Annotated in this window: 17 protein-coding genes; 8 read left to right on the forward strand and 9 right to left on the reverse strand. The window is 41.9% G+C overall.

Annotated features, from left to right (window positions below):
* The first annotated feature begins 81 nt into the window (after positions 1-81).
* The 6 genes from QUD85_RS02550 to lhpI all read left to right on the forward strand — a co-directional run bounded on the left by QUD85_RS02550 (position 82) and on the right by lhpI (position 8,624).
* Entirely contained in the window at positions 82-2,859 is a 2,778-nt protein-coding gene (locus tag QUD85_RS02550; protein WP_093330322.1) for a TonB-dependent receptor, read from the forward strand.
* Between the two features lie 120 nt (positions 2,860-2,979).
* A complete protein-coding gene (locus tag QUD85_RS02555) occupies positions 2,980-4,023 on the forward strand; it encodes a helix-turn-helix domain-containing protein (protein ID WP_093330319.1) in 1,044 nt (347 codons plus the stop codon).
* A 160-nt stretch (positions 4,024-4,183) separates the two neighbouring features.
* The gene (locus QUD85_RS02560) at positions 4,184-4,804 is read left to right on the forward strand and encodes a c-type cytochrome (RefSeq protein ID WP_093330317.1); all 621 of its coding nucleotides are present in this window, start codon (positions 4,184-4,186) and stop codon (positions 4,802-4,804) included.
* Positions 4,804-6,015 (forward strand): cytochrome-c peroxidase, encoded by a 1,212-nt coding sequence (locus tag QUD85_RS02565; RefSeq protein ID WP_093330314.1) that lies wholly within the window; start codon positions 4,804-4,806, stop codon positions 6,013-6,015. Before QUD85_RS02560 ends, QUD85_RS02565 begins: the two co-directional genes overlap by 1 nt.
* 25 nt (positions 6,016-6,040) lie before the next feature.
* The gene (locus QUD85_RS02570; protein ID WP_093330312.1) at positions 6,041-7,558 is read left to right on the forward strand and encodes a parallel beta-helix domain-containing protein; all 1,518 of its coding nucleotides are present in this window, start codon (positions 6,041-6,043) and stop codon (positions 7,556-7,558) included.
* A 118-nt stretch (positions 7,559-7,676) separates the two neighbouring features.
* A complete protein-coding gene (lhpI, locus tag QUD85_RS02575; protein WP_093330309.1) occupies positions 7,677-8,624 on the forward strand; it encodes a bifunctional Delta(1)-pyrroline-2-carboxylate/Delta(1)-piperideine-2-carboxylate reductase in 948 nt (315 codons plus the stop codon).
* Between the two features lie 56 nt (positions 8,625-8,680).
* Here the strand turns inward: lhpI and QUD85_RS02580 are convergent, their stop codons facing one another.
* Positions 8,681-8,899 carry an EF-hand domain-containing protein gene (locus tag QUD85_RS02580; protein WP_093330306.1) on the reverse strand — a complete coding sequence of 73 codons (219 nt, stop codon included), beginning with the start codon at positions 8,897-8,899 and terminating at the stop codon, positions 8,681-8,683.
* A 217-nt stretch (positions 8,900-9,116) separates the two neighbouring features.
* Here QUD85_RS02580 and QUD85_RS02585 point away from each other — a divergent pair, with 217 nt between their 5' ends.
* The gene (locus QUD85_RS02585) at positions 9,117-12,092 is read left to right on the forward strand and encodes a TonB-dependent receptor (RefSeq protein ID WP_093330303.1); all 2,976 of its coding nucleotides are present in this window, start codon (positions 9,117-9,119) and stop codon (positions 12,090-12,092) included.
* An 86-nt stretch (positions 12,093-12,178) separates the two neighbouring features.
* Here QUD85_RS02585 and QUD85_RS02590 read toward each other — a convergent pair whose 3' ends face one another.
* The 6 genes from QUD85_RS02590 to lptD are packed head-to-tail and all read right to left on the reverse strand — an operon-like array spanning position 12,179 to position 18,764.
* Complete coding sequence (locus QUD85_RS02590; RefSeq protein ID WP_093330301.1) at positions 12,179-12,988, reverse strand: symmetrical bis(5'-nucleosyl)-tetraphosphatase; 810 nt, start codon at positions 12,986-12,988, stop codon at positions 12,179-12,181.
* 4 nt (positions 12,989-12,992) lie between these two features.
* Positions 12,993-13,385, reverse strand: coding sequence for a Co2+/Mg2+ efflux protein ApaG (gene apaG, locus QUD85_RS02595; protein ID WP_245732121.1), 393 nt, complete (start codon positions 13,383-13,385; stop codon positions 12,993-12,995).
* Positions 13,378-14,193: a 16S rRNA (adenine(1518)-N(6)/adenine(1519)-N(6))-dimethyltransferase RsmA gene (gene rsmA / locus QUD85_RS02600; RefSeq protein ID WP_093330294.1), complete on the reverse strand. Its 816-nt coding sequence runs from the start codon at positions 14,191-14,193 to the stop codon at positions 13,378-13,380. The genes apaG and rsmA overlap by 8 nt, the downstream gene beginning before the upstream one ends.
* A gap of 8 nt (positions 14,194-14,201) precedes the next feature.
* Positions 14,202-15,185, reverse strand: a complete 984-nt coding sequence (gene pdxA / locus QUD85_RS02605; RefSeq protein ID WP_093330291.1) for a 4-hydroxythreonine-4-phosphate dehydrogenase PdxA — start codon at positions 15,183-15,185, stop codon at positions 14,202-14,204.
* A 10-nt stretch (positions 15,186-15,195) separates the two neighbouring features.
* Entirely contained in the window at positions 15,196-16,494 is a 1,299-nt protein-coding gene (surA, locus tag QUD85_RS02610) for a peptidylprolyl isomerase SurA (RefSeq protein ID WP_093330288.1), read from the reverse strand.
* Positions 16,495-16,508: 14 nt separating this feature from the next.
* The gene (gene lptD, locus QUD85_RS02615) at positions 16,509-18,764 is read right to left on the reverse strand and encodes an LPS assembly protein LptD (protein ID WP_093330286.1); all 2,256 of its coding nucleotides are present in this window, start codon (positions 18,762-18,764) and stop codon (positions 16,509-16,511) included.
* A 273-nt stretch (positions 18,765-19,037) separates the two neighbouring features.
* Between lptD and djlA the strand changes: the two genes are divergently transcribed.
* On the forward strand, positions 19,038-19,844 hold the full coding sequence (djlA, locus tag QUD85_RS02620) for a co-chaperone DjlA (RefSeq protein WP_093330283.1): 807 nt from the start codon (positions 19,038-19,040) through the stop codon (positions 19,842-19,844).
* Here djlA and QUD85_RS02625 read toward each other — a convergent pair.
* Positions 19,833-20,510, reverse strand: a complete 678-nt coding sequence (locus tag QUD85_RS02625; protein ID WP_245732120.1) for a pseudouridine synthase — start codon at positions 20,508-20,510, stop codon at positions 19,833-19,835. The genes djlA and QUD85_RS02625 overlap by 12 nt on opposite strands.
* A gap of 4 nt (positions 20,511-20,514) precedes the next feature.
* Positions 20,515-23,415: an RNA polymerase-associated protein RapA gene (gene rapA / locus QUD85_RS02630; RefSeq protein WP_093330281.1), complete on the reverse strand. Its 2,901-nt coding sequence runs from the start codon at positions 23,413-23,415 to the stop codon at positions 20,515-20,517.
* Positions 23,416-23,828 lie beyond the last annotated feature (413 nt).

Here is a 23,828-nt window from a genome sequence, read left to right on the forward strand (position 1 = left end):
TATCGGTCAATATAGTGGTTTCATGAGCAACTAAAATATAACAGCTCATGATTTCTAAAGAAGTCCTATTTGGGGGAGCGTATGTCTCAATACATGCATCAGAATAAAAAATTTAACATCAAGAAAAGCTTGATTACAAAAGCAGTAGTTTCTGCTCTAACACTATCAAGTTTTGCGGCTACAGCTGAAGAAGAGCAATCTACAGAAGCAACCGCAGCAGAATTAGATATTATTACTGTAACCGCGCAAAAGCGTGTTCAAAATGTCATGGAAGTACCAATTACAGTAGGAGCTGTCAGCGCCGATACAATAGAAGAAACTGGATCAATTACGTTAAGTGACATTGATAAGTTTATTCCAGGCTTTGAATTCGACGACGGAAATATGACGCAAGCAGGTATTACAATGCGTGGTATTTCAAGTCCAAACATTAGTGTTGGTGGCGATCCGTCATCTGCGTCATTCTATGATGATATATATATGCCTCGTGCTGCTCAAAACGTTATCTTTTCAGATATGGGACGCGTTGAGGTGCTAAAAGGACCTCAGGGTACGCTTTTCGGTCGAAATGCGGCGATGGGTGTGGTCAACATGGTACCAAACTCACCTACAGAAGATTTTGAAGGTTTTGTAAAGGGTACCTTTGGTACAGATGAGCTGCAACGATACGAAGGTATGGTAAACGTGCCATTGACGGATAGCTTTTACATGAGAGCTAATGCCCTTTGGAACATGCAAGGTGGTATCGTAGACAACGTTGCAGATCCTGCTTGGAACGACGAAGTTGATACATGGGATCTTGGCGAGAGAGATCACAAAGCAGGTCGTTTATCTTTCCTATGGGAAATGAGCTCTGCAACTGACTTCCAATTAAGTTATGACTTTGATGACCTGGCACAAGCTCCGCCTATGGCAATAGGTCTGAGTGAGTATGCATACAATGGCGGCCAAGACATCTTTGGTGACAAAGCTGCTAATGATGTTCGCAATGGTATTGAGTCGCGTGACATGCACGCAGTTACGTTCAAAATGAATCATGCATTCAGTGATGAATGGTCCATGAAGTACGTTGCAAGTTACCGAGCTTGGGAAACTGAAGCTAAGCAAGATGAAGACGGCACAGCAGATGCACGTCGCTATTTAGATACTAACAATATTGAAGATTCAAATATTTTCTACACTGAACTACAAGTAAACTATGTATCAGATCGCATCAATGCGGTAACAGGTTTCTCTTACTCGAAAGAAGATGTGAGCCAAACAACTGAACTAAATGTAACAAGCGATACCATTGCAACATTAGTAACAGGCGAGCTTAACAGTGCGATTGATGGCGTTGTACAAGCAGGTGTTGCAGGTCAACTTGGTTTAGATATCAACACAGCGACACAAGAACAACTTGATGCTGCAGCGTCTGCAGCATTTGGTCCTGACGTGACTTTCCAATCTGCCGTTGCAGCAATTAAAGATATCCAAGGTATCGAAGAAATGGAGCATATGTGGAACCCAGACGAATGGTCTGGCACTATCAATGCTCTTGACGCAGCAGCGCCAGAACTAGGTCTTGTAAACAGCTTATTAGGTTTGTTTGACCAACTTGGTATTCCACATGGTGGCGCTATTACACCTGAACTAGTCGCGGCAACAGGTAACTTGACTTACGACGCGATCTCAACGCAAGTGCCTGCGCTTGTAGGTTCTCCAAACTACTACATGCCAGAAGTATTTGGCCCAGGTTTTGGTGGTCTTTGGTACCAAGAAACCGTAAGCAATACGGGTGATTTTACTAACTGGGGTGTGTTTGCAGACGTAGACTTTGCAATTACAGACAAGTGGAATGTTATCGGTGGTATTCGTTATTCTAACGACAACAAGAAGTTTACTTGGGATATCCCATTAAACTCTTTCGCAACGGTACCAGTAAATAGCTTAATCGCTGCTCAAGGCTTACCGCCAATTCCAATTGAAAACCTTTTATTACCAGAGCAGTACTTTGCACTTAAACCATTTGGCGGTGTAATGGCTGCAGAAGATAGCTGGGACAAAATCACAGGTCGTTTAGTAACAAGCTATAAGCTTAATGACGATGAAATGATTTTTGCATCGTATTCAACTGGTTATAAGTCAGGTGGTTATGATTCACTTGATCCGCAGTTGGATGCTAATGGTGTGCCACAAGCATTCGATCCTGAAGATACAGCTAACTTTGAACTAGGTTATAAAGCGGTTCTTTGGGAGCAAGTTGTCGCGAATATCAGTGGTTATTACTTACAATTAAGCAACCAACAAGTATCAGTTAGCTCAAAAGAGCCGGGTGATACGGCTGCCGTACCGCGTATTATTAGTATTGACCGAGACCTAACAGGTTTTGAGTTTGATTTACGTTGGATGGCAACTGATAGCTTAACCCTTGGTGTGATTACAGAAATCCGTTCAACGGATTCGCATTTCCCAGAATACTACAACAGTACTGGCGATTTAATCGAAGCACAAACTACATCAAGTAATGCAGCGCTTAACTACACGTTAACGTTAGACTTCATGCCTGACTTTGGTGTTGGAACAACAAATTTCCATATGGATTATGTATTCCAAGAAAACACCAATGCATCTAACCCTGGTTTAGAAGATTATTTACTAGCGATTCCAGAGTACTTTGTTGACCGTCAAGATCTAAACATGCGTCTTTCTTGGGCGAATGATGATGACAACATTGAAATCGGTCTATGGGGTAAAAACCTACTAGATAAAGATTACTTAACAGGCGGTGGCGGTTTAGCTGCGTCAGAGTTAGGTACCCCTGTAGGTCGCATAAACCGAGGCTTAGAAGCTGGTATTGATCTTAAATACTCATTCTAGTTACGTTGTACATACAAAAAACCCGGCTATTTGCCGGGTTTTTTTATGCCTTTTCTTGCTTTTTAATCTGGTCGGTTTAACATGAGCGCTTTGTTTTCAATTGCTTAACGCCCAATTTTTATGATTGATTTTACCCTGTTTTTAAATCAGATCTCTTTTGCGCAAGTGCTACTATGTGGCCTGTTGTTGCTTCCCTATTGGCGTCAAAAAACATCAATTGCGTTGTTTGCTTTACTTATGTTTTGTGGAGCAGGCTACTTAGTTGATGACGTATACCCTTCGTCTAATTCTGCGGTAACCATTTTAGCGTTTCTAGCTGGCAATGCTTTACCTGGTGTATTTTGGTTAGCAGCGCTTAGTGTATTCGGTGAACAAACACAGCTTAAACTAAAGCATTATTTGTTTGCATCGTTAACACTTGTGGTGCCTACCATGGTGCGTGTTATTGAGTTTATCTTTGGCGTAAAAGTCGCTGATGACGAAACGCTGTATGGCGTAACAAAATATGGCATGTTGTTGTTTGAATTGTTGTTAGTTACCCATGCATTAGTAACGGCAGCCATTTTTTGGCGAGACGATTTAGTCGAAGAACGACGTTTAATCCGTGGTAGTGTAATTACCTTGTCGGCATTCTACATTTTACTGGTTATCGTATTTGAGCAATTGTTAAAGGTAGATTGGCCAATTTTAGGTTTAGTAAAAGCGTTAGCTTTGTTTGCATTGATGCTAACCATTACCTTGCTGCTGTTTAAGCTCAAAGAATCTAGCCTGTTTGAAACAGTTTCATTGGAAGACAAGACGAAAACTAATGTAGAAAAAACGCCGTCAAAGGAATTAGTTCGCATTGTCCATTCAATGGAAGAAGAAAAGCTGTACCGTCAAGAAGGTATCACTATCTCTTCATTGTCTAAGCACTTAGCTATCCACGAATACAAACTCAGAAATTTGATCAACGGTGAAATGAATTACCGAAATTTCAATGACTTCTTGAATCATTACCGCATTGTTGAGATAACAGAAAATCTGGCCGACCCTAAATTGGCTAGCACGCCGGTATTAACGCTTGCATTGGAAGCCGGATTTCGAAGTTTAAGTTCATTTAACAAAGCATTTAAAGCAAAACATGGCATGACGCCAACTGAATACAGAAAGAATCTTCCTTAATATTCAATAAGTTAAGGCTGACGTATTATTGCGTCAGCTATTTTCTAGATTACGTAAGCTTTATTTACACTATCCTTTTAGAATGCTAATACGTGTTGAGCTATAGTTTTCAATAAATGAAGCTAGCTCTAAACAACAAATTCTAAAAGGTGCGTAAGCTATGAACATTTCAAAAAATATTCTAATTACTATTAGCTTAGTAACGCTTTTTACCGTACTCGACTCGAAAGCGAATGAAGAGGCGAAAGCACTTTATCAACAATGTGTTGCTTGTCATGGTGAGAATGGCCAAGGTGTTGAAGCGTTAAAATCTCCACAAATTGCCGGGCAAGAAGACTGGTATATTGAGAGGCAACTATTAGCCTTTGCTAACGGTCATCGAGGCGCTGATGCAAAAGACAGCTATGGCGCTCAAATGGTCGCTATTGCTAAGACATTAACAAAAGAACAAGTAAAAACTTTGTCAGCTTACGTTGTTTCAATGCCGGCTACAGATATTGTTGAGTCGTTAGAGGGCGATCTGAAAAAGGGCTATAGCGCATATCAAGCAAAATGCGGTGTTTGCCACGGAGCAGCAGCCGAAGGCAACAAAGTACTAAATGCGCCACGCCTAAACAATTTGACTAATGAATATTTAGTGCGCCAAATGCAAAACTTTTCAACCGGTGTGCGCGGTGTTCATAAAGATGACAAATATGGTCGCCAAATGGCGATGATGTCTAGGACGGTTTCTGAACAAGAAACAAAAGATATTCTTGCATTTATAGGCAGCCAAAAGTAATGCGTAGTTTTTTGGCTGTATTAGTGACCCTAGCATTTTCATTGCCTTCGCAGGCAAATGAAGTTGATGCTGGAAAGGCATTTTCTTTAAATAGTCAATGCCCGGCGAGCTTTTCGCTAGAAAACGGTGTTTGTCGCTTAGTTAGCCAATATCAATTCTATGATTCAGTACAAGGGCGCGGTGTCGGTGGCACGCAAACGTCATTGCCGCCATACAGAGACGGATTTTCACCAAAGCAAATCGATTTAGGTCGAATCTTGTTTTTTGACCCACTGCTATCAAAAGACGGTTCAATTTCTTGTGCTAGCTGCCACCAACCAGACAAAGGTTTTAGTGACGATTTAGATCGCAGTATTGGTGTGACTGGCGAAAAAGTTGCACGTAGCGCTCCAACGCTTTGGAACGTGGCTTTTTTAGATAAATTCTTTTGGGATGCACGCAGCAATACGCTAGAAGAACAGGCGATGGGGCCATTGTTTGACCCCAAAGAAATGGGCAATACGCCAGAAAAATTGCTTCACGACTTAAATAGCAATGCTGTTTATAAATCATTATTTGCCGAAGCGTTTGAGCACGGCGGTGACATAGAACTAAACCAAATCTATAAGGCGTTAACGGCGTTTCAATCAAGTTTGATCTCACTAAATAGCCGTTATGACCAATATGCACATGGTTATCATCAAGCACTAACAAGCCAAGAAATCAAAGGCATGAACGTTTTTCGTTCTTTTGTTGCACGCTGTGCTGAATGTCATCAACCACCGCTATTTACGAACAACCAAGTAGCTGTGATTGGAGCGCCAGAGCCAGAAGGTCAACCGTTTGATATCGGCGCAGAAAAAACCTTTAACCATTTTAAAATGAAAGGTGGTTTTAAAGTACCGACATTACGAAACATCGTGAAAACTCCACCTTATATGCATTCAGGTCGTTATGACAATCTAAGAGAAGCCGTCGCTTTCTATAATGATGGCCGAGGTAATGCAGTGCCAGAAGATATGACACTTTACATCCATTGGCATATCACTTCACCAGAACTGACGGAAGATGAAGTAGATGCAATAGTTGCATTTCTTGGTGCGCTAACAGATGAAAGTTTAACCCCACGAATCCCTGATACATTGCCGTCTGGTTTACCACCAGTCGATAGCAATTATCAGCAGTTAACAAACACTAATAACAATAATCTAAAGCTCAATAATGGGCATTAAGTAGCTAGAATAAGCGGAGAATATTATGAGTTCAGGAAAGGTAATCACAGCTGTACTAATTGTCGCGGCATTTGCCGGCGGCATGTACTTCGGTGGTGGCAGTCAATCACCTGTTATCACTAGTAGTGCAGGTGGCGCAAGCTACGGCGGCGGCTATGATCAAACCTCAGATGCTGATGCGAATGTAGAAAGTAGTACCGTTGTAAAACGCAAAGATACAGGCACGGTTATCGTCGTGAATGATGGCGAGTCTATCATGGCTGCTGTACAAAAAGCTGTACCAGGTGACACCATTCAGGTTATGCCGGGTAAGTACCATGAAACAGTGTATATCGACAAAGATGACATTAAATTAGTTGGTGTTATCCAAGAAGGTAAGCGCGCTACATTAGACGGTGAGAAAAAGTTGAATGATGCCATTTTGTATTCGGGCAACAACTTTATCGTAGAAAACATGCAAATTACCAACTACAAAGGTAATGCAATCATGGGCCAAGCGGGTAACAACTTTGAAATTCGCGGCAACGTAATTGTTGATACAGGTGTTTACGGTATTTTCCCGCAATTGGGTAAAAATGGTATCGTTGAAGGTAACATTATTTCAGGCATCGAAGACGCTGCAATTTATGTTGGTATGAGTGACAACATTCATGTTGCTCACAACGAGGTATTTGATAGCGTTGCTGGTATCGAAATTGAAAATACGCGCCATGCGATTGTTGAAAATAACTATGTTCACAACAATACCGGCGGTATCTTAGCGTTTATCACTCCGGGTCTGCCAATCAAAACAACCTACGATGTTATTATCCGTAATAACTTTGTTGTTGATAACAACACTAAGAACTTTGGTGCGCCAGGTTCAACGGTAGGTGGTATCCCAGCAGGTACAGGTATTTTGATCATGGCGGCTGACGACGTTGTTGTTGAAGGTAACATCATTACCAATAACAAAACGGCGGGTATCATTATTACAGACCATCACAATGCGCCTAACACGACGATTGACCCAGAGTCAGATCCAGCACCAGATCGCGTGATGATTCTAGACAACTTAATGATGAACAATGGTTACGATACTATTGACGAAGTTAAAGCCTTGATGCTGACTGAATTTAAAACAAACGACAATGCAGATATCGTGCGTGTTGGTAAGAGTGAAGGTAGTTGTATCATCAACCGTCATCGCTATGTACATGTAGGTGTAAAAGGCTGGAAAGAGTGTGAATTTACTAATACGAAAAACGTAGATACATACTTACTTGACGAGCCTGTGCCACCACGTGTTATCGACCCTTCAGAGCGCGGTAAAGTTGTTTACTTAGGTATTTGTGCAGGTTGTCACACATACACAGGTCGCATGATTGGTCCTCCAGTGCAAATCATTCAAGCGCTTTATATGGATAATCCTCAAGGCCTAGCTGACTTTATTGCAGCGCCTACCAAAAAACGTGACGATTACCCAGAAATGCCTCCGCAAAACTATCTCGATCCAGAGACGCGTTTAGCAGTGGCTGAATACATGCTGTCTCGTAAAAACTAAATTGTTTTTATGTTAGAAAAAAGCTTCAATGGCAACATTGGAGCTTTTTTTTTGCCAAAGATTGAGCTTAATATCAATAAAGGTATACTGTATGCAATGTTATGGTTAGAGAGAAATCATGAAAACTATTGCTGCAGACGCGATTAATCGCGCCCTTTCTTTTCCTATGTTAGTTGATGCGTTAGATCGCGCGTTTGCTAGTAATATTACCGTACCTCCCAGGCTTCACTATGACATAGAGAATCCTACAGCGAGTCGTGAAACAACCTTGTTAATGATGCCCGCTTGGCAAGCAGGCGATGTCGCTGGTATTAAACTGGTTACAGTTGCGCCAGATAATGCAGAAAAAGGTCTAGCGTCTATTTTAGGCACGTATATTCTTTTGGACGTCGATACCGGACGAATGAAAGCGATGATGGATGCTCCGTCGTTAACCGCGAAACGCACTGCCGCTGCTTCTGCGTTAGCGTCTCGTTATTTATCTAGCAGTGACAGTAGTACGTTACTCATGGTAGGTACTGGCACGCTATCGCCAGAGCTTATTCGTGCTCATGTAAGCGTAAGACCAATAAAGCGAGTATTAATATGGGGGCGAAGTGAAGAAAAGACTCAAGCGGTAATCAGTCAACTATCTGATTTACCTTTATCTTTTGAGATTGCGCCATCACTTGAAAAGGCGGTTACTGAGGCAGATATCATTTCAGTTGCTACGTTAAGCCAAACCCCATTAATTAAAGGTGCTTGGTTAAGTCCCGGTCAACATCTAGATATGGTTGGTGCATATCGTCCAGATATGAGAGAAATGGACGACGACTGTTTACTTCGAGGCCGTATCTTTGTCGATAACGTGCCAGGTGCAACTAAGGAAACGGGTGATATTGTTATTCCATTAGCGCAAGGTGTGATCAGCGAAACAGATATTGAAGCAGATCTATTTGACCTTGCACAACAAAAATATATCGTCGACAGAAAGCCAGCTGATATTACGGTATTTAAATCGGTTGGTCATGCGTTAGAAGATTTAGCAGCGGCTAAATTGGTGGCGTTGCAAGAAGGGATTGAATAGCGAACTGCATTTTGCCGCGCTAATTGCGCCATTAGTGCGGCTTTTCTTGTATCAGGTTATAAAGCTAAGTCTATAACCATTTCTTTAAGTTCGTCTTTTGAAATACTGTTGTCATGATTTTTGTCAAATTGATGAAAGATACTCTCACAGCGACGAATACCTTTTTCTTGTAACAACACATCGATTAACTCAACAAATTCACTGCGGTTAATCACACCATCTTGATCCCGATCAAAGACTTCAAATAGCTCATCAACCCATTGGTTTAGATCCACTTTAACTTCCTTCGTCAATTATTTTGTTAACGTCACTTTAACGTTTATCACCTGAAATTTAAAGGCGTAAAAGGCGGATAGCGGTTTATTTTCTGCAACATTTTATTGCATTAGTGAAATTCAAGGAGTTGATTGTTATAAAAATGTACAATATACTCGGGTTACATATATTGTATACAATATATGTTTATAACAAAAAATAACTAGGGAATTCACAATGTCCACAAAAATTAAAACGGGATTTACGCCTAAAAAAGCGTTAACGGCGATAGCGGTTAGTGCTGCGTTAACAATTGCTGCACCAGCGGCAATTGCTGCCGACGCATTTAATGGTGTTGTAAAAGGTGTCATTGTTGACGGTCAAAATGAAGCGACAGCAGGCGCGACAATCACGTTGACACATAAAAGTAAAAACATCACGCGTACTATCACAACAAATGAGAAAGGTGAGTACACGTTACGTAAGTTACCAGTTGGTGAATACAAAGTAACCATCGCTAAACCAGGTTATGACACAGTAGAAGAAGGTTCGCTGCAAGTGACACTAGGTAGTTCTATTGTATTTAATGGCCAGTTAATTGCTGAAGGCAGCGACGTAGAGCGTATTTCGGTTATTGGTTCTCAAATAGCGCGTGTTGATATGGAGTCTTCTACAGGCGGCATCGTGGTAACAGCTGCTGACTTAGATCGTTTACCGGTAGAGTCAGGCTTTGATGCAATAGCATTGCTTGCGCCAGGTGTAAATTCTAACTCTACATTCGGCACAGCCAGTATTGGTGGTGGCTCTTCTGCAGAAAATGCGTATTACTTAAACGGTATAAATATTACCTATATTAAAACGGGTATTGGTTCAATAAACCTGCCATGGGAAGCGGTTGCACAAACTGAAGTCATGACCGGTGGTATCGCGCCAGAATTTGGCGGTGCTTTAGGCGGCATTGTTAACGCGGTCTCTAAATCTGGTTCAAATGAATTTGAATTTGGAGCATATGGTCGTATTGACCCTGAGGCAACGCGTTCTCACCATGATAATTTATTAACCAATGAAGGCGAGTATTTCAGTAACAGTGAACAAGATGAAAATACCTTTACACGTCTTTCTATCTGGGCAAGCGGCGCAATCATTGAAGACAAACTGTTCTTCTATGCTATGTATGCACCGCAAAAAAATAAATATGATGCTGCTGGCAGATACACCATTGATATTGGTGAAAACGTTTCTGATCGCTATTTAGGTACGTTAGATTGGTACATTACCGACAATCACTCAATTACAGCGACGGCTATTGGTTTTACTAATAAAGGCGAAGGTAAAACCTACGACAACGACTGGGAAACACAACAGGTTGGTGACGAGCTAAGTGAATTCAAATCTCGCACAGGTGGCGATATCTTTGGTTTAACTTATTCTGGGGTATTAACAGATGATATCTCTATTGAAGTCGTTGCCGGTCGAACAACGGACAAGACCTATAATTCCGTCACAAGTTCGGATCCATTGGTATGGTCACAGATCTTAGGTAATGGCTGGGAAAAAATATCCCAAGAAACAGCATCGTCAATTACCGAAAGTGAATTTATCCGTGATCAACTGCGTGCAGACTTAAGTTGGATGATTGGTGATCACGATTTAAAAATCGGTTTTGATTACACCAATATCCAGGTTGATTATCAAAACAAACCCAACGGTGTAGGCGACAGAGCGGGTTGGTGGGATGTATGGAATGGCTACGATGGCAGCCCAACAGGCAACAGCGATCCATTTATTCGCCAGCGAATTCGTACTGACTTTACAGACTCAGAAGTTAACTCTCTAGCATTCTATGTTCAAGATACTTGGACCGTTACCGATCAATTGGTTCTTAACCTAGGTTTACGTTACTCGAACGTATACAACACAGTGTCTGATGGCCGCAAATATGTTGACGTAAAAGGACAAATCGCACCGCGCGTTCAGGCTATTTATGATTTAACGGGCGACGGTACATCGAAAGTTTACGCGACTTACGGCCGCTATTTTCAGCCAGTTTCTGCCAATATGAACATCACGCAAGGTGGTGCTCGCCGTGATGTTAGACGTTACTATGAATTGGGGCAACTTGATGCTACCGGTCAAGTCGTTCTAGACGCAGATGGCGCGCCGAATACAGGAGCCTTCATTACTGAAGATGTTGTGCAAGAAGGTATCAGTGAGCCAAGCTTAATTGCTAGCCAAGACATGGAATCTATGTACTCAGATGAATTTACCATTGGCTATCAAGCTGAATTTTTAGATGGTGAACTGGTTTATGGTATTCGTGGTATCTACCGTGACTTGAAACGCTCTATCGAAGATACAGATTACGCGCCAGTGATCAGAAAATACTTTGATGAAAATGGTATGACAGGTGCACCAAGCTACGCATACATACTAAACAATCCAGGTTCTGATCTAGATATTTCTTACGACTTTGATGGTGATGGCACCGTTGAACGAGTGTTTATACCAGCAGACTATATTCAACTGCCGCCGCCTGAGCGTAAATATGGTGCTATTGAAAATACGCTAGCAGGTAACGTCGGAGATACCTTCTACTACAGCGCTTCGTATACATGGTCGCATAGCTGGGGTAACACGGAAGGCTTAGTTCGAACAGATAATGGTCAAGCAGATCCAGGTTGGACAACGTCGTACGACTATGCTGAATTGATGGACAACTCAAATGGTAATCTACCAAATGACCGTCGCCATTCAATTAAGTTTAATGGTTCATACTACTTCACAGAAGCATTCAGTGTAGGTTTTAACGCACGCATTACCTCTGGTGCACCAATCAGTAAATTCGCTCGCCACCCTTATGGCGTAGACAGCTGTGCAGCTGGTTCTCCTTGGGAAGAATGTAATGGTGCTTACTATGATCACGTTTCATTTTATGATGCCTCAGGTAACCCAGCACCACGTGGCTATTTTGGCACCACAGATTGGATCAAAGATCTTGATTTAAGTGCGATGTATGAAACAGACCTAGCTGGCGGCAATTTAATGCTGAAAGCGACGGTATACAACGTGTTTAACTTTGACACGCAAACAACAGTTCAAAACACCCATGCACGTGACGGCGCAAACGGCATTGAAGTTAACCCTAATTGGGGTATGACAACAGGTCGCTTAGGCGCTAGATATGTTAGTTTTGAAGCACGCTATAGTTTCTAACTATTCTCTGATGTAGTTTGAAGAGCATGTAAAACGAAGGTAAAAGGCCACCTTACTCCCGGGTGGCCTTTTTTTTTATTGTTAAATTAACTATGTGCTGGTTCAATAAATACCGCTTTGTCATCCCACCGCAACAGGGTCATATGACCACCCCATACACAGCCAGTATCTAATGCATGTAAGTTAGAAGTATTGGTTTTCCCCATTAATGCTGCCCAATGCCCAATGACCCATGATGTGTCTTTAAGCTCAGGTTGCATCGTATACCAGGGCTTAATGTTAGTTGGTGCCGATTGTGGGGAGGTTTTACAATTAAACTCAAGCCTGCCATCTAAATAACAATAGCGCATGCGAGTAAATGCATTGATGGTATAGCGAAATTTGTCTAACTTTGATGTGGCTTGATGCCAATCATCTGGTTTCTCGCCATACATGTCAGCAAGCCATTGCTGAACATTTGAGCTGGCTAATTTCTTTTCTGCTTTTCTTGCTGCTTTGACGGCTTGTTCAACAGACCACTGCGGCGATAAGCCGGCATGTGAAACATAAGCTTGCTGATCTCCAATCTGCCTTAGCAGAGGTTGCTCTGCGAGCCAGTTAGCATAACTGTCGACATGTTTGCTTGCGATAAGCTTGTCGAGTAAATCTGAGGTTTTGGCTTTTTTGATGCCTGCACATATCGCAAGGAAATGAAGATCATGATTCCCCAATACCATACGCACGTTATCTTTGATGCTATAGAGAAATTTGAGGGTCTTTTTAGAATCTGGTCCGCGAGCTATCACATCACCCACTGGCCACAGTGTGTCTTTGTCTAATGAAAAGTCAACTTGCTTAAGTAGCGCCTTAAGTTCGCTATCACATCCCTGAATATCGCCAACAAGGTATATCGCCATATGCTTAGTTTAATATGTTAGGTACAGCCAGCCTGAAGACGGGTATATCTACTTTCAGCATTTCGCCTGCTTCTGTTTTCATTTCGTAGAAGCCTTGCATCGTGCCAAGTGGCGTTTTTAAAATACAACCACTGGTGTAAGTAAACGGTTTTGAAATGGTTAAGTGAGGTTGTTCGCCAACTACACCTTCGCCTTGAACGGTACTTGTTTTACCATCGGCATCAGTAATTAACCAACTTCTATTGATCAGCTGCACAACATCATCGCGATGGCTTTTGATGGTAATAGTGTAGCTATAGACGTAATGATTGTCTTCAACAACGCTTTGCCCAGCGATAAAGTCACTGACAACACTGACTTCGATACCATGGCTTTGTTGACTACTTAGATTATTCACCGTCGATATCCTTCTTACTATCCAAAAAATTAGCTAAATCAACGTATTGTTTAATCGTTACGTTTTCAGGGCGCAAGGTTGGATCAACACCACATTCAATGATTTCCTCTGCAGTTAATAGCTTTTTAAAACTATTGCGTAAGGTTTTGCGACGCTGATTAAATGCAGATAAACACACTTGATTCAACGTAGCTAAGTTTTTAGCAGGGTAAGGGATTTCTCCGTGTGGTATCAATCGTACAATCGCCGAATCTACTTTCGGTGGTGGCGTAAATGCCTCTGGACCAATTTCCATAACTGGTATCACTTTACATTGATACTGCGTCATGATCGAAAGTCGACCATAAGCTTTGCTATTAGGTCCGGCGGCCATGCGCTCTACAACTTCTTTTTGCAACATAAAGTGCATATCTTGCACTTTGTCTTTAAAACTAAGCAAATGAAAAATCAGCGGTGTTGAGATGTTATACGGCAAATTACCAAAAATGCGTAATGGCATTTCATCGGCTAGTGAAGCAAAATCGAATTTAAGCGCGTCGATCTCGTGAATAGTCAAATGAGGCGCTAAAAACGGGTGATGGCGCAAACGATGGGCTAAATCTCTATCTAACTCTACAACGGAAATGTTGCCGGCGCGCTCTACAACTGGTTCGGTCAAAGCACCTAAACCTGGACCAATTTCTACTAGGTTTTCGCCAGGCTCTGGGTTAATCGCGTCCACGATTTGGCTAATAATAGCGTCATTATGCAGGAAGTTTTGACCAAAACGCTTTTTTGCTTGATGGCCTAAATGAGTTTTTTTATTCATTCGTCTCTCTAAGACTGGTTATTCGCAAGTTCTATCGCGGTCGAGATAGCTTCGACAAAACTCCCTGTATCTGCTTCTCCAGTACCGGCCAGTTCAATAGCCGTGCCATGATCTACAGATGTTCTAATAAAAGGTAACCCCAAAGTGATATTCACAGAGTTGCCAAACCCTTTATATTTTAGCACGGGTAAACCTTGATCATGGTACATGGTTAAAATAGCATCTGCTTGTTGCAAATATTTTTCTTGGAATATGGTATCTGCCGGTAAAGGGCCGACGATATCTATGCCTTCATTGCGCAAGATATCAAACGCAGGTTCCATCACTTCGATTTCTTCTCGTCCTAAATGGCCACCTTCACCTGCATGAGGATTGATACCACAAGCAAAAATACGAGGCTGCTCGATACCAAATTTTTGTTTAAGGTCGTCATGAAGAATCCGACTTACTTTGAGCAAACGTTCTTCAGTAATAGCGCGAGAAACATAGGCAAGAGGAATATGTGTGGTCACAAGCGCTACGCGCAATCCTTCGGTGGCAAGCATCATCACGACATCACTTAGGTTTGCCTGCAACGCAAAAAACTCAGTGTGACCACTAAAGGCAATACCTGCTTGATTAATTAGACCTTTATGTACAGGACCTGTAACAACTGCGTCAAATTCACCAGACATATTCTTTTCACTAGCCACGCGCAGTGTTTCAACAACATAGTTACCATTATTCGGATTTAATTCACCGGCAACAACATCATCGTCTAATGGAATATCTAGCACTGTTATTTGGCCAGCTTGCTGTGGCGCAGGTGCTGCAGCTGCATCGTATTCTTCGATGGTAATATCTATATTCAGCAGCTTGGCGCGTTCTGCCATCATCGTTTTTGACGCAACAATGATGAGCTGTTCACTCCAACTTTGTTGTGCGATAGCAAGGGCTAAATCGGGCCCTATGCCAGCCGGTTCACCTGGCGTTATAGCAATTTTTTTTGTCATAACGGGTTAATTATTCTTCCACATCATAAATTTCAATATAAGCTTCATCACGCGTTTCTTTTAACCAGCGTGCGCTTTCAATACCAAACTTACGATTGAAAATCATTTGATAAGCGCGGTTAGTATTCATTTGCGTGGTAGCATCTATGTTGCGGCGGCCTGTAAGCTCTGCAATATGCCAACCAAATGAAGAACGAAACGGTTGTGATACTTCTCCAATTTGCAATTTTGCTAGGGCTTCAGAAAATGCTGGATCATAGTTGCTCGGCTCTGCCCAACCTAGCTCACCACCTTTAACGCCTGTCGGGCCTTCAGAGTGTTCTTTTGCCATTTCACCAAAGGTTGCTTCACCTGATACGATTTTTTCGCGTATATCGATCAACGTTTGTTCTGCTTTGGCTTCGCTGAGAATAATCGAAGGTTTAATTAAAATATGGCGAGAATCTACTTCTTCAATTTCCGTGATTTGACGACCCCGGATGTCTAAGATTTTGATAATGCTATAACCCAAACCTGTACGGATTGGTCCAATAATTTCACCTTTGTCTTTACCTTCTATTACTTCTGAAAACAAAGACGGAAGTTCAGTGATTGCCTTCCAGCCCATATCACCACCGTTTAGGGCATTAGCGTCACTTGATGCTGTGATTGCTATTTTTGCGAAATCACTACCTTTGTTAAGTAGCTCAATTGTCTTGTCAGCACGCACTTTGGCATTGTTCATATCTTCTTGCGTCGCTTTTGCTGGGAACTCAATCAAAATATGACCTAAACGATATTCTTCACTATTGGCGCTTTGCTCTTTCATCGCCTCAATCAAGTTATCTACTTCTTGTGGGCTAATATAAATGCGACGTCTTACACTTGCGCGGCGAACCTCACCGGCAATAAGCTCGGTGCGCACACTTTCTCGGTAAGTTTCGTAATTTGCGCCGCTGTCGTTGATTGATACTTGCATTTGCTCAAGTGTCATACCTGATTCTCTTGCCATGTTAGTCAAGGTTTCATCAAGCTGTGCATCACTCACTTTAACACCCATACGCTCGCCTAATTGAGTCATTAGACTATCGTTAATGAGTTTATCAACAACCTGTGTTCTAAGAACACGATCAGAAGGCAATGCTTGGTTGTCTTTTTGGGCTTGTAGTTTAATGTTGTTGACTAGATCTTGTACTTCAGATTCTAGTACTACGCCTGAATTTACTATAGCGGCAACACGATCAATTTCTTCTAATTTCGCTTGTGCTAGAGACAATAGCGACACATATAGGGTGGTCGCTAGGGTAATAAGCTTTAGTGACTTTTTCATAATAAATACTGCTGTTAATTGTTGAGGAAGTATGGGCGCTTGTAGCCAAAAATACTTTCATCAAACATTTCGGTAATATCTTGAGCTTTAATGTCAAACTGTATCATGAATCCGGTGTCAAATTCACCGGCATTTTGATCTACAGTTGTATTATCATCAAATTTAGCAATGATATGACGATGATAAGCAACACGAACAGACCAACAACAGCTGTCATATTGCAAACCCGCATATCCTTCAATACTGCGTTTAAGCTGCAAATCGCGCGTATATCGCCCGACAAACGTCCAATCTTTCGTGATTGGGAAGCTGGTCAATAATGACGCTTGCTCCAGTACGTTTAGTGAGACATTGCGAGCATAGCGATGGTTCAATTGAATTATACTATTTTTGTTGAATCGATAGTCGACACTAAACTGACTTTTATTGGTTTCACCAAGTGCCGTGTCATATTGGATATCGCTTGAAAATTGCCAGTTTTCTCCAAGTCGCAAAAATAAATCACTAGCGATGGCAGATTCACTAACAGAAATCGGTTGGTTGCTGGTTGGGTCAACAAAAATATCATCAAGATAAACGATTTGACCTAAGCTTAAGTGGAACAGTTCTTGGTTACTTTGATCGAGAATTCGACTGGTAACACCCCAAGAAACCTGATTTGCTTCTGCTATTCTGTCTAAACCACTGTATCGAGTATCTCTAAATAGACCATTATAATCATCTTGTAATTGCGTAGTATCGTACAAGCCAATCGTACTTTGGTCTTCATAAGGAATGTATAAATACTGTACTTGCGGTTCTAATGTTTGCGTATAACCATCGCCAATCAATGCCGTGCTTCGGTCAAAATTGACACCACTGTGTAGCCTTATTTTAGGCAGTGTTCTTGACACTGAAGACTCTAATTCTGGCAGCAAATCAATGTTAGTCTGGCGATAATTGGTTTGTAGTACTTTAAATTCTGAGTTTAAAAACCAAGCAGGGGTCACGTAAGGAAAGTTAAAGCCTGCTTCAATATGCACTCGCTCTGCTTCCGGCAGATTTAAGTTATTAGTGACAAATTGACTGGCTTCAGTGAACAATTCAAAGGTGCCAGGCATAAACCCTAACTCTTGATAAAAGTTAAAATCAATCTGCGGCAGTAACTTGTAGTTCGGCTCGTAGTTACCTAGAACTTGGAAATCTTGTGCGCGAATACCCATCGACCAGTTATCAGAAAAATAAGCTAACTCACCAATTTGATACATGTACGGATCATTGTCGCTATATTGTTTACTGCCGATATCAACAAGGTAGTTGTCGTCACTAATGGTGGTTACGTCGACGTATGCGCGATAATTTTCGCCAAAGTTACCGGTATGTTGCCATCGGGCAAGGTAACGAGGGTCGTCATTTAAATACTTTTTGTCTTCATTCAAATATTCTAGGTCGACTTGTCCAACATGTTGTTCGAGTAGATATCTAAACTCTGTAATTAACCTAAGACCTCGTTTGGACATGTAATGCGGCGTAATGGTGGCGTCCATATTAGGTGCGATATTCCAGTAAAATGGCGCCTCAACTTCAATACCAGACAACGACGACGATTTAAACTTAGGGTAAAGTAGGCCGGTTTGACGATCGTCTGTTATCGGAAATGAGTAATAGGGCAAGTACATGACTGGCACGCCCATTAAATTGAATTTAGCGTGATATGCTTTACCAAAGGTTTCGTCGGACGAAAGCTGGATTTCCGATGCTTTTAATTCCCATACCGGCGTTTCACCATAACAGGTGGTAAATGAAGATTCATTTAAATTTAGCGTACCGCTTTGCGTGACGATAATTTGGTCGGCACCACCATGCCCTGCAATACCCGTTAACTGATAATTTGTGCCAAGCAGCTCTGTTTCTTCGCCGCCATTGCGCGCTGCGAGTTGCTCAGCAAAAATATTTATGCCTTGATTTTGGTAATGAATGTTGCCGGTCGCGATAACTTCAGACTTGTCACGATCTATGGTCACTGCGTCCGCTTTGATGGTTTGATCTTTGGTATATAAATAAACGCCACCAGTGAATTCGCCAATCTTGCCAGATTGCATATTTTGGTTTTGCGCTTTGATACGATAAGACTTGCCACTTGGCAAGGTTTCGCCTTCTGCCAAATTAGGATATTGCGGCACAGGGCAAAACTTTACTATCGATTCAGAGTCGATAACTTCTTCGCCGAAAACGCTGTAGGGAAGCGACATAGAGGTAAATAGCACCAGCGTTTTTATTGTTTTGGACATTAATAACTCAATGTAAATTGGTTTCTGTTGTAACCCAACGGATTCTACCGCAACTATGGTATATTAATTTGAATTTGGGCATATTTTGAGTATTTTATATCAAACTGCGCAAATAATTAACTGTTTAGCGCAGTTTAAACAGATAAAATACAACACCTTGAGTGGTTAAAAAGTGTAAATAATCATCTACGCTCAGCTAATCACTTGAAATTTGAGAATGTAAGCCGCATTTACCCCTCATTCGCGGCAAAACAAATGCTACATGGGAATTAAATGCAAATTGCAGGAAAAGTATTAGGTTTCTTTTTTGGGTTATTGATCAGTAAAGGTAATATTTTTGTTGGTTTTATTGGCGCATGGATTGGTCATCGTTTTGACAAAGGACTTGGCCTCGACTTTAACAACCTTTACAGCGAACAAGAAAAAGTTAGACAACAAATATTCTTTTATACTGCATTCGCTACCATGGGGTATATCGCCAAAGCTAATGGACGCGTCAGTGAACGTGAAATAGCGTTTGCGAGTGCGTACATGGATAGGCTTCACTTAAATGCCGATCAACGACGTGAAGCCCAGGACGCCTTTCGCGAGGGAAAAATGCCGGGATTTCCACTACGTGAAAAGCTCGCAGAGCTTAAGCGAACTGTCGGAAACAGACATGATTTACTGCTGCTGTTTATGGAAATTCAAATTCAAGTGGCCTTTGCAGATGGCGACCTTGATACTAGTGAACGTCAAGCATTGCATAGTATCGCTGGGCAACTTGGATTTTCGTCTCATGAACTAGATCGTCTGCTTGAAATGATTATTGCAGGCGCTAAGTTTCACCAGCAAGGGGGTGCTAAAGGCGCGCAAGCGAGCTCACCCAACCAAATCGAAAACGCTTATAAGCTACTCGGTGTAACGCGTGGCAGTGACGAAAAATCAATTAAACGTGCCTATCGGAAATTGATGTCGCAACATCATCCAGACAAGCTGATAGCCAAAGGGCTACCGGAAGAAATGATCGAAGTTGCGAAGCAAAAAACACAAGATATTCAAGCTGCTTACGAATTAGTTAGCGCTGATCTAAAACGGTAAATCTGCCTCAAACGTCAACCATTCATTGGATGTGGGTTGATACAAGCACAAGCTTTTAGCATGCAATTGTAGTCTGTCGGAAAGTTGTTTTGCTTGTGGACAGGCGTAAAGCCGGTCACCAATAATCACGTGTCCGAGCTCGAGCATATGTACTCGCAGTTGGTGTGAGCGGCCGGTAATAGGTTTGAGCTTTACTAAGGTTGTTGGCGACGTCAAATGCGTTTCTTTTGTTAACACCTGATACTGCGTTTTGGCCTTTTTACCACGTTCATGGTCTACCATTTGCTTCGGCCTATTGGGCCAATCGCATATTAATGGCAAATCAACCTCGCCTTGTTCATTGTTAAGGTGACCAAAAACGCGCGCAATGTAGTACTTTTCTGTAATACGCTTTTCAAACTGCCGGCTAATAGCGACATGTGCCGCTTTGTTAAGTGCCATTACAATAATGCCAGAGGTTGCCATATCAAGCCGATGAACAATAGTCGCGCTAGGCAATACGCGCTTTACTCTGTTTTCTAAACAATCTTGGTGCTCAGGTAACCTTCCTGGCACCGAAAGCAGGCCTGAAGGCTTGTTTAGCACCACCATATCTTGATCGCGATAGATGATATCGAGATACGGGGATTGTGGTGGTTGATAAACAAAATCTGGATTTGCTGGCACAATGCTACTCAGTGACGACAATCAATCGAATGGCTTCAAAGTTTAACTGACTTTTAGCTATATAGTGAACCAATGACGCTTGTTTTTGTTCTATAAAATCAATTTCTTCTTGTCTTACACTAGGATTGATTTCCGCTAAGGCTTTTAATCGCGATACTTCCTGAGACAATGCTTCTTCCATTGCCTGTTGAGCCGTTGCTTTTATCTCACCTGTCATTGCTTCAGCATGTGCCTCAGCTTTGGTCACTAATGGTATAACCGCGGCTTTTAACGCTTTAACTAACTGCAACGCTACTTGTTTTTTGACTGGTGTCAGCTGCTTATCAAGTACCGATTCAGGTACCTTATCTGCTAAATTATTGCCGCTTTTATCCACCAACACGCGAATAGGTGTTGTTGGTAAATATCTGCCAAGTTGCAATGCAGCAGGCGCTGTTGCCCCTAAGGTAAATATACATTCGATAAAAAAGGTGCCCGCTGGAAGCGCTGGGTTTTTAAGTAGACCTATTGAGGCATTTCCTACGTCATCACTTAACACGAGATCCATTGCGCCTGTGACCATTGGGTGGTCCCAAGTTAGCAATTGATAGTCTTCACATGCTAGTGCAGTGTCTCGGCTAAAGGTGACTGTAGTGCCATCTTCAGGCAAACAAGGAAACTGTGCCGACAACATATGTTCTGTTGGTTGCAGCGCGATGGCATTGTCAGATTTGTCATCTTGACCAACACCAAAGACATCAAATACTTGGAACATGAAAGTTGGCAGGGCAGTATCGTTGTCTATCGTAGCTATTTCTTCAACCAATGCTTGTGCTTTGCCTCGGCCAGAAGAATTTAATTCCAACAGTTTATCTCTGCCTGATTCAAGATCTTTTTTAATGGTTAAATGATACTGATGGCATTGCTCAATAAAGCTTTGAGCGGCTTGACCATCAAAATCTTGGTTGACGACTAATTCCGTAAACTGTTTATGATACTTTTCATAAACGGTCCTGCCAGTGATACATGTATGCTCAAACGCTTGCAACGATTGTTGGTACCAATTAAATAAAAGCGCCTGACTGCTGTGTTCAAAGTAAGGCACATGGATATTGATGGTTTGCTTTTGCCCGATACGATCTAAACGGCCAATACGTTGTTCCAACAAATCAGGGTTTGTAGGTAAGTCAAACAGCACCATGTGATGCGCAAACTGGAAATTTCGTCCTTCACTACCTATTTCAGAGCACAGCAATACTTGGGCACTGTCTTCTTCTTGCGCAAAATAAGCCGCTGCTTTGTCACGTTCAAAAATACTTAAACCTTCATGAAAAACAGCACTTCTAATACCTTCTTTAACGCGCAATGCTTCTTCTAATGCGATTGCGGTTTGTGCGTGCGCGCAGATAACTAGCAGCTTTTCTTTATCTAATTGCTGCAGTAACTCGATGAGATAGTTAACGCGCGGGTCTATTTTGGTCCAGTCTGCATTGGCACTTTCAAGATCGTACAGGCTCTCAGGCGTATGTAGCAATCCAAAACGTTTGCTTGCAACAAATTCGTCCTGTGCTTTGTCTGCAAACAAGTTATTGATCGACTCTTGATACTGTTCTGGCATCGCTAATGAGGTTGCATGTAAAAGGCGTTTTGGAAAGCCTTTGATGGTGTTTCTGCTGTTACGAAACAGTATACGGCCGGTACCATGCCTATCTAACAATTGATCTAAAATTTTGTTTTGTGCATCGAGTTGCGTTGCTTCATCAGCTATTAATGAGGCTGCGTAAAGCTCACAGTCCTTAGCTGATAACAAGTTGGTTAATAAGTTTGATTGCGCTTCATTTAGCGATTGTCGAGCCAACACCGCATTGGCAACTGCCGCAACTTCAGCGTAATGGCTCTCTTCTTCTACAAAGGTTGGGTAGTCATAAAAACGATCAGGGTCAAGTAACTTAAGTCGAGCAAAGTGACCTTGGTGACCTAACTGATCTGGTGTAGCTGTAAGCAATAAAACCCCAGGAATTGTCTGCGCTAATTGCTCAATACACAAATATTCGATGCTTGCCGCTTCTGGTTGCCAAGCAAGATGATGCGCCTCATCAACCACCATTAAATCCCACTGTTCGGCAATAATGGATTCATACCACTGGGCGTTGTTAGCGATGAAGTCTAAATTAACCAGTACGAGTTGTTCTTCGCTGAATGGATTTTCTTGATCGCTCTCTTGGCAACGAGACTCATCAAAAATACTAAATGCAAGATTGAATCTACGCAGCATTTCAACGAGCCATTGGTGCGTTAACGAGTCTGGTACTATGACCAAAACACGTTGGGCTCGGCCAGTGACAAGTTGTTGATGAATGATCAAACCCGCTTCAATGGTTTTACCTAAGCCAACCTCATCTGCAAGCAAAACGCGAGGCGCAAATCGGCTACCAACTTCGTCGGCGATATAGAGTTGATGCGGTATTAAACTAACACGCCCACCGGATAATCCTGTTAGGTGAGATTTTTGCTGCTGATATTGGTGTGCAAGGCTAGCTTTGCGCAGGCGAAACCAATCGAGTCGATCGACTTGACCATTAAGCAATCTATCTTGTGGCTTGTTAAATTTAATGAAGTGATCAATCATCACTTCTTTTAAAGCAACGTGTTCTTGTGTATCGACACGCTTTCCTTCATAGGTAAAGACACCGTTACTTTCGATGACTTGCTCCACACGTAACAACCAACCTTCATGGCTCGGTACAAGATCATCTTTTGCGAAAACAACGCGGGTTAATGGTGCTTCTTTAATGGCATACTGTCGCATGTCGCCAGTGGCTGTGAATACAATAGAAACAAAACGGCCTTCTACCGCCGTAACAGTACCTAATCCTTGATCAGATTCGCTGTCACTTATCCACCTTTGCCCGACTTGAAACGCCATTAATATACTCCGCATCTAAAAAAAGCGCGCTATGATACTCCTTATTATAGTTAAGCTCAATCGACATGGAGATTTAGTTTTCTTTGGCGCTTGTAGTCGCTATCTAAGCGCATGAAATCGACACTTATTGTGATAGTAACCTGTATTTTTTTACACATTAAATTCATTCCTTTAACCCAATTAAAAATGCATAAAATCAGGCGCTTAAAAAATCATCTTTGATGTAGTTTTTGTCACTACAAGATAAATTAAAAAAAGTCACTTGCTAGTTCTGTCGCATAATGTCAAAGTGGAGGTGAGAGAAAAATAATAATGATCATCAAAGGAGAATTATTTGTTCACTCAGTTTTAATTCGCGCAGGTACCTCTAGCCTGCAACCGCCGGTTACTGTACCTGTTAAGTAATGACTTCT

The organism is Thalassotalea agarivorans (assembly GCF_030295955.1).
Classification (GTDB): Bacteria; Pseudomonadota; Gammaproteobacteria; order Enterobacterales; family Alteromonadaceae; genus Thalassotalea_D; species Thalassotalea_D agarivorans.